Here is a 13,854-nt window from a genome sequence, read left to right on the forward strand (position 1 = left end):
TTCCTCTCCTATTAAAAAAATAATAACCTTACGTTATCACGTAAGGTTATATAAATAGATTACCATTCTACGTTTTTGCTCAACTTTGTCTATTATACATTGTTTTTGTATATTTAGCATCATTAACACATTAAGACGTTCTACTACAACAAGTATGCAAGATGCCTGAATACGTATTTTTTCCAGTAGAAACAACGATAGCTTTTGCATTTCCACTAACAATATGCGAACCTTTAAAACATACATTTTCAAGCTCAAGTGGATTATAATCTTTCATCCGTTTTAATGGAATAAACCGTTTACGTTCAAGGTGATAGCAGCTCTCAAACTTCTCTATATTCGCTTCGTTTCCCGTTAACACAGACTCATTCACTAATAAATCATCTGCATAAATAATACGTACATCAGCTGGCACAGCATCTCCAGCCGAAAGAAAAATCATATCTCCAGGTACAAGTTCTTGCACAGGTATCTCCATCATTTTCAGTTCACTATTTAGCCCTGTACTACTAGAACATTCTACTCTAGATACAGTAATCGTTTCACGTTGTAATTCATCACACACACGTTGTTTTGAAAAACCTGGAATCATGCCACCTAGCTTCATCATTACTTCTGCAAGAAGTGCTCTTTTTGAAGTTAGTTCATTTCGGCCATATATTTGAATACGTTTTTGTGCCTCTTTCATTGATAGTCCATCTCTTGTTGTTTTAAAATATGCAAATACAGATTTTACATCTCTTGTTGCAATTTCAATTAATAAATCTTTATTTTTTTGGAGCATTGTTTGTTCTTTTATTGATTTTTTACTTAGTTTATATGACGTGTTACCCACAGTTTTGTTTGCATATAACATATTATCGTCTCCTCCTTTACAACATAGGAAGAAACGCTTTGTTTCTCAATTTATCCACTTTACTGTGAAAGTGTCTCGCGCTTTATAAACGCTATATTGTGATAAATATAGAGGGAGGAACAAATCGTTTCCTGCCTACATCATATATTTTTGATTTGAAGTATATGGGTAACGGAACCGAGTCAGAATTTGACATGCTCCTCACCTCCTCGTTTAATTTTATAGTTTATACTATGAAATTACTCATAGCTTGGTAACAAAAAAGACCCCTACCCTTAAGAGAGTAGCGGCCATTACATACACAAATAAACGATTTCTAATATAATTAGAAATCTACGGACCTCTCCCTCACCGAGTTTTAGCACTGTATAGCATAGGTACATTACCAGCTACGTTAAGAAAAACCTTAATTCGATCATTCCTGTTGACCCATTGGCGTCTCTCGACATTTTTGGGCAGTAGCATTTCTCTATACAGGAGCCTCACCTAACAGAGACTTATTTTCATTACATTGAAAATGTTACTCTTATTTAAAATAGATGTCAACCGTAGCCTACAATTTTTTCAAAAGGTATGGCAAACTAACATATATAAAGTGTAACTTTAATCAGTGGAGGTTTTGTTCATCCCCCACTGATTATTAGCCCTCACCAATCGGGCTTTTACGGGATAAAATAAAAAACTTTACGTTTAAACGTAAAGTTTTTAATAAGTTATACAACCAGCAATTACAATCCCAATTGAAATTGATAAAAACATAAGAAAAAGACCGACTGCTTGATTATCTTCTTCGAGACTTTTGTTTATATTAAAGCGTGGTGTAAGCCACTCAGCTAAATAAAAGACGATAATTTGAGCCAAAATCCCAACTGCTCCCCACGAAATCATATCAAGAAGTGAAATTGAATTAGCTGCTGTCGAATATAAAACAACAGCTAACCCAAGTAATCGTCCTCCAAGCACATAGCTTACCGCCTTATTTCCTTGAGCCATTAACTTAAATTCCTTTACTTTCGTTGTCACTTCCATCAAGAACAGACCTATACATAAAAGGCCGAGTGTTACTACTAAATATAATAAAAAATTAATCATTTTTCCCCCTCCTTTTTATACCTACCGGTAAATAGTACGATTCATTTCCTGTAATCTTTTCTCCCGCACGAATACCGATACTACTCGCTTTTCCAGCAATTAAAAACGAACCAAACACATATGACAGTTTCTCGATCCCTTTTTCTGTTTCCAAGGATACAACTGGCAGTTCGATATACTTTTGAAATATCGGCAGTGACGCTTTATATGTTTGGTGTGCATTTTGAAGCATAATATTTTCGTCTTTATCGCGAATCGTAATTGTATCTCCTTCTCTCCCAAATGAAGGTTTTTGAACGAAAGAACCTTTTCCTAAAAATAAATCTGGTTCTAAATATGTAGGTAACATATATTCTTTAATCCACTGTTGTTCCTCATTTGTATAAAAGGCCTCTTCTTCTGCTAACCCCCAAATAAGACACTGAATTGATTTTGGCTGAAGTAAAAATGCTGACAAAGGATTTATTATAAAAAGCTTTCCGGCTTTTACAAGTTGTAACAGTTCCACACCTACCAAATCTCCTGTTTCAGGATCTTGATCCTCAATTAAATCTTCTATCGGATATGTTTGGCGATATAAAACATCAATCTTCGCCCCATCTTTATCGACTAGAGCATCCTTTGTAATTCTAAGTTCTGACATTGGCACTACTTTATTTTCAACATGGCATAGCTGACTTAAATACATAGTGGTATTCCAATCCTCGATATGTTCATGATGTGCTGTAAAAACAACATTTGGATTATCTAATCCCTTTGTCGCTTCCATTACTGCTTTCGTTACACCAGAAGATAGCAATCGTTCTTGATCCGAGTTTGGATCATCATAGCCTAGATTTCCACATACTTTCCCATTCATTTGAAAACATTCCACAATAAAAGTTGGTGTATCACTATTAAACTCAAGCATTTTGATTTTGTTATCCTCTGTTACAGCAAAATCAAATCGCGAAATTACAGATTCAGGATAGAGCCCTTTCATTCTAATGAAAGATAAACTCGCGGATGGAAAGCCAAGATCTAGAAGCTGTTCGTCACTTAAATTACGCAGCAGTCTAGCAGTCTTAAAAAATATTTTCCCCATTCGTTCAGTCGCTAAGTGTAATTGGTCCAAAGTCTGATTTGTTATAGAAAAAACATGAAACAAACTATACTCACATTCATATAAATCCGACCAAAAATCCGGATATTTTAAATAAAATTCTTTTCGATCCCTTATGTATTGCGACATATTTTAGCCCCCAAATCCTCCCTTTGAACCGCTTCCAATTCCACCTTTAAATTCAGCAGACGATTGATACGATTTAAACGCCGATGAATTTTTAAAAGTGGATTTATTTTGATAGTATCGCCCACCATAGAAATAATGCCCACGATAACCTGAACTACTATCATCACACTGCCATACCCCAAGTTCATCATCCCAATCCCAATCAGAACAACTATTATCATTTGGTTTTGGGGGAAGATCTTGTGCGCAACCAAATAAAGTGCCAGTCATTAAAGACGTTACGACACCACCTACTAGCCATTTCGTTTTTGTCACCTTCGCACTCCCCTTTTTAAATTCTATTCCTATTATATAGGATGGCATGATAAAGTAGAAGAAAAAGGAAGAAGAGGGATTAAATGCGCTTAGAATATCGACTTAATGATGAAACGAAAGGGTATCCTGCTTTATGGAACTACGCCAATATTTCTAATTCTGAAATTATCGCACGCATGACTTGTGAATATTTTATTAAAGAGAAAAATACTTATGTTGTTACTGCAACTTCGGTTGATCCAGACGGAACAGTAGTTATTTATATTCAAAAAGAAGTTTTCGCAAATGACCCTTCAGACCCTACATACTCCTACATCGGTTTTGAAATTAGAGAACTAAGTGAAACGAGTTCAAACATAGTAGATAGTCAAGATGTATGGAACTATGAAGAAATTTTACCATCTCTTCATTCAGATATTATATATATTCAGCGAGACGGCATGTCTATGGAGTTCTCCTTAGATTCAAGAGAGATTGATGAAGACAGAAAGTGCTACATTTATTACGGAAACTTCACAGGTGAATCAAGATAATATTGATATATCTATGCAACAAAAAAACCTTACGTATAAAACGTAAGGTTTTTATATAGCCCCACATATGCCGTTCTCTCTAGATGTCCATAAACCTGCTCTCACAGGTGGATGCTCTCACAAATGTTTGTAACTTCCTTCTTAAAAAGATGGCATGTTAGCTACATTTAAATATTGAACTTCCATATTAAACTTATTGGTTTAAGACATGCATAAGCTACGTACACCGTAGGAATTTTATATAAGGTTAGTTGAAATAAGACCCCCGCACGTGCCGCTCCTCGTAAATGTCCAAAAACCCGCTACTCGCAGGTGGATGCCCTCACAGTTACCGTACATCTTCCTCCACAAGGAAGGCTTGATGATGGTCGCTAAATATTGAGCTTCCGTATAACTAACATCGGTTTTAGACATAAATAAGTTACGTACACCGCAGGATGTATTATTTACTTGTCGTTATATTATCACATTGTTTCCAATGTGTAAAATACAAAGTTTTTCGAGCAATCTCTTGCTTGTGACCTTATTTTAATACAAATTATTTTTGCATGCAAGTGATTAATCTTCTTCTTTTGCAATTTGATTTTCTGGATAAGAAATCCAATCACTCCAGCTACCTGCATACAATTTAACATTTTGGAATCCAGCTAATTTTAATGCAACGATATTTGGGCACGCTGTAACACCAGAACCACAATATACAATGGTTTCCTTATCTTTCGAAAGATTTTGGAAGCGTTCTTGTTGCCCAGCTCCATTCTTAAATTGTCCTGATTGCAACATTCCATCCTTCCAAAAATGGTTTACCGCTGTCGGAATATGACCTGCTTTATGATCGACAAGTTCCTCGACACCAGCATAACGCTTTGGCTCTCTAGAATCAATTAATGTAACATCCGCACCTGCACGGATATTCTCTCTGACCGTTTCCATCGTTACAAGCATATGATCTTGTATGTTTGTTTTGAATGTTTTTCGTATAACAACAGGAATTTCCGTTGTTGTCGGTAGTCCATTCTCTTTCCAAGCCGGGAAACCACCATCTAATATATATACTTTCTCATGTCCTACATAGTTACATAACCACCATAAACGAGCAGCATTTGCACCGGCTTGACTGTCATACGCAATTACTGTCGTATGCTCATCAATACCAGCCTCCGAAAGCTTGTCTGCAAACTCCTCAATATTTGGTAAAGGATGGCGGCCACCATGTTCTGCTATAGGACTTGATAAATCTAAATTCAAATCAAAATATAACGCATGAGGAATATGTCCTTCTTCATACTTTTCTCTACCCCAATTAGGATTCGCTAAATCAAAACGACAATCGATTATACGGACATTCTCATCTTCTATATGCTCACGTAACCATTCGACTGTAACTATCATCTTTAACGACCTTCTTTCTCTTTCAAACGACTTACATACTCCATAACCATTTCTTCTGTAACATATTTACGCTGCAAGGTAACACCATTTTTTGCAAGATCATTAATTTGCTTCGTTACAACATTAATGACATCAACCGAAAATTCTTTCCCATTTGACGCAAGAGATACGGCAGCTTCAATAGCTGCTTCACGCTGTGCATCTAATTGTAAACATGCTTTTACACTTTCATTTTGTTTACGAGAATGTGCTGTAATTGCTTTATGTACTTCCATCTTCTCTTCCCCCTAAATAGTTATACGTTTTTATTCAATTCCATTGCAAGCCGGATCATATCACGACATACAATCCCATTTTCAATAATCTCTTCTTCATAATGCTTCGAAAAGTAATCAAAATCAATAGAAAAAATACGAAATCCACATTTTTGATATAAAGCAAGTTGTGAAACACTAGAATTGCCTGTACCAACTTCAAGTTTTGACATACCATATCCTTTAGCAGTTTCTACAGCATGCCTTAATAGCTTCTTCCCAATCCCTTTTCCTTGTAAATGCTCTGCAACCGCAATATTCATGATTTCCATCGTCTTTGGCCTTGTTTCCAAAAGAACATATACACCGATAACGCTCCCCCCCTGCTTAGCTACGTATGTTAATCCTCTTTGTACATATGTAGCTATTTGCCGTTCACTTGGATCAGCAAGTAGCAATAAAGACTTCGGTATAGCCTCTTTTGGAATACGTTCTATTACAACAGACATAAAAAATTCCCCCTTCTCTATTGTTCTAAACCCTCCTTGTCTACCATAAGTAATAGAAAGGAGGGATTCACCATGGACAACAATGAGAAAAAATGCAACGTCATCTCTATTGATGGAAAGAAGAAGAAAAGCGACACGTATTCCTATCCAAAATTAGTAGTTGAAAACAAAACATATGAATTTTCTTCATTCGTCTTATGCGGTGAAACACCAGATGGCAGACGACTCGTTCTTACTCATATGATTTCTACCGATGAATTTGCTGGATTTGTAAAATCTTTAGATACTGTACTGCAAAAGAAAATTGAACGAATCTTTTTCTCATAACGACTATATAACATAAATTTCTTTTTCAATCTCTACTAACTGCTTTTGCAATTGTTCTTTACTTTGTTCATATAGAGATACATCGATCGTTTCAGCCAATGCAAACAATATACTTTCATAATAGTTCATCACATCTTGCTGCATCACTTTTTGGAATAAGTTCCACTTCATATCCCACTCTTGCTTATAATGATGAACAAATAAATCTTTTTCATCAGCTACATAGTTTGATACGAACGGTTCTAATACAGATTTAGCGTCTTCTTGCATAAAAGCTTTGTCATTCTTTTCAAAAAAGCTTTTCTCATTTTTAAAATGTGCCAGTGCTTTTTTGAAATCTTTTATTTCAACTGAAGGGAACGGTTCTTTATGTGTAATATCTTTATATTCATACTCCACTATTCCATTCATAGAAATTGATTCATTTTCTACTTTACAGTTCACTACAATTTCGTCCTTTGCACGCTTCATCGCTTCGTCTATCCATTTTTCAAGGCGTAATGATGTCGCACGCATTTCTTGCAATAAATCATGCTGAATAAATGCTACTAATTCCATAACACACTGTTGCAATTGTGTTTTCACATTTCCATCCGTTCGAAGTGACGCCGGATTAATAAATTCAGTAAACACATCGTTATAGCGCAGGAATAGACGCTGTTGCACGTAATAAAGCAACTCTTTCACTTCATTTTGCATCGCCTGTTCTTCAGCAAGTACACTATATGATGAAATGATATGAAGTAGTTGATCACGCTCTGCTTCATATTTTTTCGTTTGCTTCTCTTTCTCTTCATTCCCCTGTTTTGCACCCTTTATCATGTTTACTAAAAGCTGATCTGCCCCTTGCAAAGCACCATATAGAGCATGCACAGAAACAAGCATTAAATCTCTCATCATAAAGGACGTAAATGATTCCTCAAACTTCGTAATCCCAGAGTTTTGTAAAATACCATACTTCTCTTTTTCAACATTCTTTCCTTGTTTCTCTTCAAGCGCACATAAACTTGAAATTGCAAATAAACGCGGATTTCTAATACCGTATTGCAGCAGCTGATCTGCGATATAACCTTTTACCATTTCAAGTTCTTCTTCAGACTCTGCTAAATCCGCCGCATTAATTAAGAAGAACATTTTATCAAGGGCAAAAGTATCCTTTACACGACCAAGCTGAATTAAAAATTCACGGTCAGCACGAGAGAATACATGATTATAATATGTTACAAATAAAATAGCATCTGCGTTTTTAATATACTGGAATGCAACATCCGTATGGCGAGCATTAATAGAATCCGCTCCAGGTGTGTCTACAAGCGCTACTCCCTGCCTTGTTAAAGCACAATCATAATAAAGTTCCATATACTCAACGAAGCATGATTTCTCTTCATTCGCTACATAATCAGAGAACTCTTCTAATGTAACTTGTACTTGTTCTCCTAAATAAGTAGAAACTGCATCATATCCTTTTTGTACCGCTCGTAAAAAGCTAAATGTTGTTTTTTGCTTCCCAGTTGGTGAAGGATATTTCATAACTTTATCAATTTGTGCTAACGCTTCATCTAACGTAGCAATCTCATAATGAAACAGCTTATAAACAGCTTTCATATCTTCTAATAACGCTTGCTTTGATTTAAACTGAACAATTACTGTTCCGTGTGGTTTTTCCTCTGTAACCGGCAAAATTTGATTAATCGTTGCCGTCGTCGGGTTTGGTGATACAGGAAGTACTTTCTCACCGAGTAAGGCATTGGCAAATGATGATTTTCCAGCACTAAATGCCCCGAATAACGCTACTGTAAATTGTTTTGTTTCCACACGTCTTCTTTTCTCTATTACCTCTTGCTGTACATGTTTCAGCGCTGGCAATGGCTCTAATATCGTTTCAGCTTTTTTCACTTTCTCTAATATCCGCTGAATATTTAAAGCCGCCGTTCCTTTCAGCTCTTCTTCATGAACCGCTACGTTATCGCTTACGATTTCCTGCTCTTGTAGTGTAAATTTCTCACTAACAATTTGCTTTTCCCTTTGCAATATCTCATCTATTTGCAGCCCTTCAGGCGTAGCAACATGATCGTGCCAAACATTTCGTAAATAGTCTTCATATGCCTCCAAATTGTTACTGTATTGTAATTGTGTTTCTTTCGCCGTTTGCAACATCGTATATGTTTCAATCTCTTCTTCAATACGAGCAACTGCTTCCCTCACCTTTTGCTTTAAAACGACCGCACTTTTATCAAAAATTTGCTGTGCTTTTATAAAATAACGTTTCTTCAGTTCATTCGCTACATCCGCTGTATAAAGAAGTAAGTAATCACCTGTGAAACCTGCACCTTGTTTAATTACTTCGGCCAACATTTCTGGTCCGAAAGCAATTTCTAACCCATATATGTCTTTCCCAATTTCCTCCGTGAACAATCCTTCTTCTTTTAAGAAGGCTACAATAAATTCCTTCACATGAAAATCAAGCTGCGTTTCAACAGTCTTTTGAAGGGCAGAATAAAACGCCTCTACACGTCTTTGTTTTTCTTGCTCCGTCTTTCCTTTCGAAAATAGCAAACCGACCTTAAATTTTGTTAATTTCGTTTCTAAATATGCATTTGCCAATTCTCTCATTTCAAATGGCATTAAATAAGCGTTATCTAATATAGCTTGTAAACCTTTTATAAATTCGTTTCTCACATGAGATTCTTTACTTGCCTCACGATTTTTCGCTTCCGTTAACTCTTCCTTCTTTTCAACTACCTCTGAAATAGAAAGTGGTGATGCTAACTCTTCCTCATATTTCAAGAGAGCTTTTTCATTTTCAGAAACAATAAACGAGAAATGTTCTCCCATTAAATATTCTGTTTCTCGCTCCATTCCAGTCCTTACATACTGCTCTTTTTCTTTCATAATAGAAGTAATTAACGCTTCTAAGCTTCTAATTTCATTATGTGGATGGTTCATCATTCGTAATGACGTATAATAAACACCATCTACTTCAATATCCCAGTTAGAGAATGATTGTTTTACACTATCTTTATAATTCTCAAACGATAATTCATTTTCTTTATGTTTATCTATTTGATTTACAACGAGATAAACCGTTTTATTACGTTGTTTCAATTCTTTAACAAATTGTAAATTCACTTCCGATTGGACGTGATTATAATCCATCATATAAAAAATGACATCTGCCAGATGAAGTGTCGACTCTGTCGCTAATTGATGGGCATCATCTGTTGAATCAATCCCTGGTGTATCAACTAACATAACCCCTTCAGGAATCGGCGCGTCGTTTCGATAAATATGAACACCAATTACTTCATCGCCGTCTTTACAAATTTGTTTTAATTCTTCTGCTGAATATGCACCGTCATATTCGTACTGCTCTCCAGATTTAACCGTTACAACAACACGATCCATTCCTTTTTCAATTTTGACAACGTTAGCGCTTGTCGGAATTGGACTTGTCGGTAACAACTGCGCTTTATATAGATGATTCATCATCGTTGATTTCCCTGCAGAGAAGTGACCGCAGAACGCTATCATAAGCTGTTCTTGTTTATATTTTTGAATTACCTCAAACAACTTTAAACTATTCTCTGCATCGCCGTGTTTTTGCCACTCTTCATAAAAACAAACAAGTTTTTTCATACCGTTTGTCTGTACTATGTTTGTCATCCCCTTGTTCCCCTTTATCCAAGATGTATATACTTTTCCCCGCTATTTGCGAGCTCATAACCAGTGAGAGTTACACCTACTCATTGATTACAGTTTCACTTTACTATCATACTAAATTTTCAGCATATTCTCATTAAAAATAAAAAATCCCTTTCATTCTTTTTACAAATGAAAGGGATTTTATGTCATATCACTCATTTTGCTGTTCCTACTCCATTTAAAACATACTTCGCAATAACTGCATATACAGCGACTGTACCTGCTACTAATGCATATACCATACTTACGCACCAACCTTTTTTTGATAATGATTATCACTTTTGAATACAGTTTATCATTAAAGAGAATCATTATCAACACTTTTCATAAAGAAAGCTCCTTATAAGAAGGAGCTTTACTGCCTGTTTTGAAAAAGGTTAAAACTTGTTGTGCACTCTTATTATATCTCATCCTACATAACTTAACAGTTTAAAAAAATGGAAATATCCCCTATCCCCTCCACCTTACATTTCGTATAATAAAAGGGAATTACTTAACAAGGAGGAAAAAAATGACACAAAATCTCACACAAGGCGAGAGGATACACTCCATTGATATTATTAGAGGAATAGCTGTACTAGGTATTTTTCTTGTGAATTGGCCTGTTATCGCCGAGGTTGACTCACGTGATCTTTCAGGAATTTACGAAGGGATAGACAGCTACATTCGCCTATTTTACGATATGTTTATTCAAACGAAATTTTATACAATTTTTTCGTTTTTATTCGGATTAGGTTTTTATATTTTTATGAGTCGTGCTGAAGCGAAAACAGATCATCCAAAAATTTTATTTGTTCGCCGCTTACTTATTTTATTATTATTCGGTTTCTTACATTACGTTCTTTTATGGGACGGAGACATTTTACATACTTATGCGATTGCTGGATTTTTCTTATTTTTATTTTATAAGAGAGAACCTCGTACTATTTTAATATGGGCTATCGTTTTATTGAGTATTTTTCAATTCATTATGCTAATGGCTGGTATTACGGTTGCATTGGTACCAAAGGAAGAGCTAGGTTTTTCCTTACCTATCATGCCATTAGAAGACTGGCTGTCACAAATACAAAATCGTTTCCATGCATTTTACGCTGATGGAATTGGATTAAATTTACTTATGCTCCCAGAAACAGTTGGGCTGTTTTTACTTGGTTTATACGCCGGCAAAAAGGATATTTTCCGCCGCGCGAAAGAGTTAGATCCAAAGCTTAAAAAATGGCAAATTATTATGTTCCTTTTTACATTACCAATGTGGTTCTTCATGGTTCGTTACTTCTTATCAAAACCATTTTATGAACCAATTTATATGCAGGTCTTTACAATGTTTAGCGGAAAAACGTTATTCATATTCTACATTTTCACACTAATGCGTTTATTACAAAAAGAAAAATGGCAAACGTTATTACGTCCATTCCAATACGTTGGACGAATGGCATTAACAAATTACATCTCGCATACAATTGTTACATTACTTGTATTCGGGCTATTGTTTAAAAATGATTATCTGGCTCCACTATGGGTTGGACCACTATTCTGCATTAGTTTCTACACGTTACAAATCTTTATTAGCCGCTGGTGGCTTTCACATTACCAATACGGACCACTTGAGTACATTTGGCGTCTTGGTACTTACGGGAAAATGATGCCACTTAAAAAGAAAAGCAAGGTCTCATAACGAGACCTTGCTTTTTTACGCTTCTCTTACTGCACTTTGCATAGATACTGGCTCTTCTTCTACTTTCACTTTGCGCTGCGGCACCATATTAAATACGATATTTAAAAGTACTGCTGACGCACTTCCAAGTACAATTCCGTTATCTGTTAAAATACGAATGCTTTCTGGGAGTTGTGAAAATAATGTAGGAACGACTGTTACGCCAAGCCCAATTCCGACAGAACATGCAACGATTAATAAGTTTTCTTGTCTTCCGAAGTCAACGCTACTTAACATTTTAATACCATATGCCATAACCATACCGAACATCGCTAACATCGCACCGCCCAGTACTGATTTCGGAATAATTGTTGTAATAGCTGCGATTTTTGGAATGAAACCAAGTGCGATTAACATACCACCGCAAGTATAAATAATAACGCGATTTCTTACTCCAGTTAATTGAACAAGTCCTACGTTTTGAGAGTATGTTGTATATGGGAACGCGTTGAAAATGCCACCTAACACCATCGCTAATCCTTCTGCGCGATAGCCTTTTGTTAATTCTTTTTCACCGATTTTTTTATTGCAAATATCAGATAATGCAAAGTATACACCCGTTGCTTCTACAATCCCTACACAAGCAACGAGAATCATCGTAATAATTGGTGTTAATTCAAATGTTGGTGTACCAAAGTAAAATGGTTGAATACCGTGGAACCAATCCGCCTCTCCAACCGCTTGCAAACTTACTTTCCCCATAAACGCTGCAACGATAGTACCGAACAATAGACCTAGTAAAATAGAGATTGAACGAATAAATCCATCAAAGAAACGATACATAATGATGATAAATAATAACACACCAAATGCTAATGCTAAATTTTCAAGACTACCGAAATCCTTACTTCCTACTCCTCCAGCCATATCATTAATTGCTGCTGGAACAAGTGTAACTCCAATTACAGTAACAACAGATCCTGTTACAACAGGTGGAAACAGTTTTACAAGTTTTCCAAATAATTTCGCAAAAATAACAACGAATAACCCAGCAGCAATAATTGCTCCATAAATTGAAGACACACCGTATTGTTTTCCAATCGCAATCATCGGTCCAACGGCTGTAAATGTACAACCAAGTACAACGGGAAGTCCTATACCGAAAAAGCGATTTGATAATGCTTGTAAAATTGTCGCAACGCCGCACATTAATAAATCAATTGAGACTAAATATGTTAACTCTTTTTGATTTAAACCAAGTCCACCGCCCACAATAAGCGGAACGATAATTGCTCCAGCATACATTGCAAGCATATGCTGCATACCAAGCGATGCAATTTTAAATGGATGCTGCTTCATCGTTTATTTCACCTCCGCAGTTTCTTGCTGTACAAATGTAACTGTGCCGTTATCAAGTGATGCAATTTCTGCTAGTGATTCAACACGAACGCCTTGTTCACGAAGCTTCTTTCCTCCATCTTGAAATGCTTTTTCAATAACAATTCCAATTCCTGCAATACTCGCTCCAGCTTGCTCTACTAAACTCATTAAACCTAAAGCAGCCTGACCGTTTGCTAAAAAGTCATCGATGATTAATACACGATCATTTTCATCGATATGATTTCGAGATAATGAAATTTCATTTGTTTCTTGTTTTGTAAATGAATATACGTTTGCAACGTACATATTATCTTGTAACGTTAACGATTTACGTTTTCGTGCAAAAATTACTTTTACACCAAGCTCTAATGCAGCCATAACTGCTGGTGCAATGCCTGAAGATTCAATCGTCACGATTTTTGTAATGTTCTCTTCTTTAAAACGTTTAGCAAATTCTTTTCCGATTTCTTGCATAAGTACTGGATCAATTTGATGATTTAAAAAAGCATCTACCTTTAATACGTCACCAGATAAAACCTTTCCTTCGTTCAAAATCTTTTCTTGTAATACTTTCATGTTTGTTCCCCCTCTTATGCAATAAAAAAACTC

The 13,854-nt window shown here is 35.8% G+C and carries 13 protein-coding genes, 2 other RNA genes and 1 riboswitch; of the genes, 3 read left to right on the plus strand and 12 right to left on the minus strand.

The genetic code is table 11. From position 1 onward, the window contains the following. Positions 1 to 130: 130 nt before the first annotated feature. From ACUN13_RS07550 to ACUN13_RS07565, 4 genes are all read right to left on the minus strand, one after another. Positions 131 to 856 carry a P-type ATPase gene (locus tag ACUN13_RS07550; protein ID WP_025688555.1) on the minus strand — a complete coding sequence of 242 codons (726 nt, stop codon included), beginning with the start codon at positions 854 to 856 and terminating at the stop codon, positions 131 to 133. A 335-nt stretch (positions 857 to 1,191) separates the two neighbouring features. Next, a riboswitch (M-box (ykoK) riboswitch) is annotated at positions 1,192 to 1,357 on the minus strand. 204 nt (positions 1,358 to 1,561) lie between these two features. Further along, positions 1,562 to 1,948 (minus strand): DUF350 domain-containing protein, encoded by a 387-nt coding sequence (locus tag ACUN13_RS07555; protein ID WP_000606868.1) that lies wholly within the window; start codon positions 1,946 to 1,948, stop codon positions 1,562 to 1,564. Then, positions 1,941 to 3,179 carry a glutathionylspermidine synthase family protein gene (locus ACUN13_RS07560; RefSeq protein ID WP_000084933.1) on the minus strand — a complete coding sequence of 413 codons (1,239 nt, stop codon included), beginning with the start codon at positions 3,177 to 3,179 and terminating at the stop codon, positions 1,941 to 1,943. The genes ACUN13_RS07555 and ACUN13_RS07560 overlap by 8 nt, the downstream gene beginning before the upstream one ends. Positions 3,180 to 3,182: 3 nt before the next feature. Further along, complete coding sequence (locus ACUN13_RS07565; RefSeq protein WP_000169030.1) at positions 3,183 to 3,494, minus strand: hypothetical protein; 312 nt, start codon at positions 3,492 to 3,494, stop codon at positions 3,183 to 3,185. Between the two features lie 83 nt (positions 3,495 to 3,577). Here ACUN13_RS07565 and ACUN13_RS07570 point away from each other — a divergent pair, with 83 nt between their 5' ends. Continuing rightward, positions 3,578 to 4,027 (plus strand): hypothetical protein, encoded by a 450-nt coding sequence (locus ACUN13_RS07570; protein ID WP_025688552.1) that lies wholly within the window; start codon positions 3,578 to 3,580, stop codon positions 4,025 to 4,027. Positions 4,028 to 4,081: 54 nt separating this feature from the next. Here ACUN13_RS07570 and ssrS (ACUN13_RS07575) read toward each other — a convergent pair. The 5 genes from ssrS (ACUN13_RS07575) to ACUN13_RS07595 all read right to left on the minus strand — a co-directional run bounded on the left by ssrS (ACUN13_RS07575) (position 4,082) and on the right by ACUN13_RS07595 (position 6,182). Beyond that, positions 4,082 to 4,265, minus strand: a non-coding RNA gene (gene ssrS, locus ACUN13_RS07575) — 6S RNA. A gap of 21 nt (positions 4,266 to 4,286) precedes the next feature. Next, positions 4,287 to 4,469, minus strand: a non-coding RNA gene (ssrS, locus tag ACUN13_RS07580) — 6S RNA. 116 nt (positions 4,470 to 4,585) lie between these two features. After that, positions 4,586 to 5,419: a sulfurtransferase gene (locus ACUN13_RS07585; protein WP_000637560.1), complete on the minus strand. Its 834-nt coding sequence runs from the start codon at positions 5,417 to 5,419 to the stop codon at positions 4,586 to 4,588. A 2-nt stretch (positions 5,420 to 5,421) separates the two neighbouring features. Then, positions 5,422 to 5,694 carry a YpbS family protein gene (locus ACUN13_RS07590; RefSeq protein ID WP_000451818.1) on the minus strand — a complete coding sequence of 91 codons (273 nt, stop codon included), beginning with the start codon at positions 5,692 to 5,694 and terminating at the stop codon, positions 5,422 to 5,424. Between the two features lie 20 nt (positions 5,695 to 5,714). Further along, positions 5,715 to 6,182 (minus strand): GNAT family N-acetyltransferase, encoded by a 468-nt coding sequence (locus tag ACUN13_RS07595; RefSeq protein WP_000117689.1) that lies wholly within the window; start codon positions 6,180 to 6,182, stop codon positions 5,715 to 5,717. 72 nt (positions 6,183 to 6,254) lie between these two features. On the opposite strand from ACUN13_RS07595, the gene ACUN13_RS07600 reads away from it, so the two are divergent. Further along, positions 6,255 to 6,509, plus strand: coding sequence for a DUF3931 domain-containing protein (locus ACUN13_RS07600; RefSeq protein WP_000369740.1), 255 nt, complete (start codon positions 6,255 to 6,257; stop codon positions 6,507 to 6,509). 3 nt (positions 6,510 to 6,512) lie between these two features. Here the strand turns inward: ACUN13_RS07600 and ACUN13_RS07605 are convergent, their stop codons facing one another. After that, positions 6,513 to 10,172, minus strand: a complete 3,660-nt coding sequence (locus ACUN13_RS07605) for a dynamin family protein (protein ID WP_000182135.1) — start codon at positions 10,170 to 10,172, stop codon at positions 6,513 to 6,515. Between the two features lie 550 nt (positions 10,173 to 10,722). On the opposite strand from ACUN13_RS07605, the gene ACUN13_RS07610 reads away from it, so the two are divergent. Beyond that, positions 10,723 to 11,886, plus strand: coding sequence for a DUF418 domain-containing protein (locus ACUN13_RS07610; RefSeq protein WP_025688546.1), 1,164 nt, complete (start codon positions 10,723 to 10,725; stop codon positions 11,884 to 11,886). A 15-nt stretch (positions 11,887 to 11,901) separates the two neighbouring features. Here the strand turns inward: ACUN13_RS07610 and pbuX are convergent, their stop codons facing one another. Both pbuX and ACUN13_RS07620 read right to left on the minus strand, forming a co-directional pair. Then, the gene (pbuX, locus tag ACUN13_RS07615; RefSeq protein ID WP_000809213.1) at positions 11,902 to 13,224 is read right to left on the minus strand and encodes a xanthine permease PbuX; all 1,323 of its coding nucleotides are present in this window, start codon (positions 13,222 to 13,224) and stop codon (positions 11,902 to 11,904) included. A gap of 3 nt (positions 13,225 to 13,227) precedes the next feature. Next, the gene (locus ACUN13_RS07620) at positions 13,228 to 13,821 is read right to left on the minus strand and encodes a xanthine phosphoribosyltransferase (protein ID WP_000866483.1); all 594 of its coding nucleotides are present in this window, start codon (positions 13,819 to 13,821) and stop codon (positions 13,228 to 13,230) included. Positions 13,822 to 13,854: the final 33 nt, after the last annotated feature.

The sequence above is a fragment of the Bacillus cereus group sp. Bce041 genome, from assembly GCF_052646455.1.

Coding starts and splice junctions, on each gene's coding strand:
- ACUN13_RS07550 (WP_025688555.1), bottom strand. CDS start 856: ATGTTATATGCAAACAAAACTGTGGGTAACACGTCATATAAACTAAGT.
- ACUN13_RS07555 (WP_000606868.1), bottom strand. CDS start 1,948: ATGATTAATTTTTTATTATATTTAGTAGTAACACTCGGCCTTTTATGT.
- ACUN13_RS07560 (WP_000084933.1), bottom strand. CDS start 3,179: ATGTCGCAATACATAAGGGATCGAAAAGAATTTTATTTAAAATATCCG.
- ACUN13_RS07570 (WP_025688552.1), top strand. CDS start 3,578: ATGCGCTTAGAATATCGACTTAATGATGAAACGAAAGGGTATCCTGCT.
- ACUN13_RS07585 (WP_000637560.1), bottom strand. CDS start 5,419: ATGATAGTTACAGTCGAATGGTTACGTGAGCATATAGAAGATGAGAAT.
- ACUN13_RS07590 (WP_000451818.1), bottom strand. CDS start 5,694: ATGGAAGTACATAAAGCAATTACAGCACATTCTCGTAAACAAAATGAA.
- ACUN13_RS07595 (WP_000117689.1), bottom strand. CDS start 6,182: ATGTCTGTTGTAATAGAACGTATTCCAAAAGAGGCTATACCGAAGTCT.
- ACUN13_RS07600 (WP_000369740.1), top strand. CDS start 6,255: ATGGACAACAATGAGAAAAAATGCAACGTCATCTCTATTGATGGAAAG.
- ACUN13_RS07605 (WP_000182135.1), bottom strand. CDS start 10,172: ATGACAAACATAGTACAGACAAACGGTATGAAAAAACTTGTTTGTTTT.
- ACUN13_RS07610 (WP_025688546.1), top strand. CDS start 10,723: ATGACACAAAATCTCACACAAGGCGAGAGGATACACTCCATTGATATT.
- pbuX (WP_000809213.1), bottom strand. CDS start 13,224: ATGAAGCAGCATCCATTTAAAATTGCATCGCTTGGTATGCAGCATATG.
- ACUN13_RS07620 (WP_000866483.1), bottom strand. CDS start 13,821: ATGAAAGTATTACAAGAAAAGATTTTGAACGAAGGAAAGGTTTTATCT.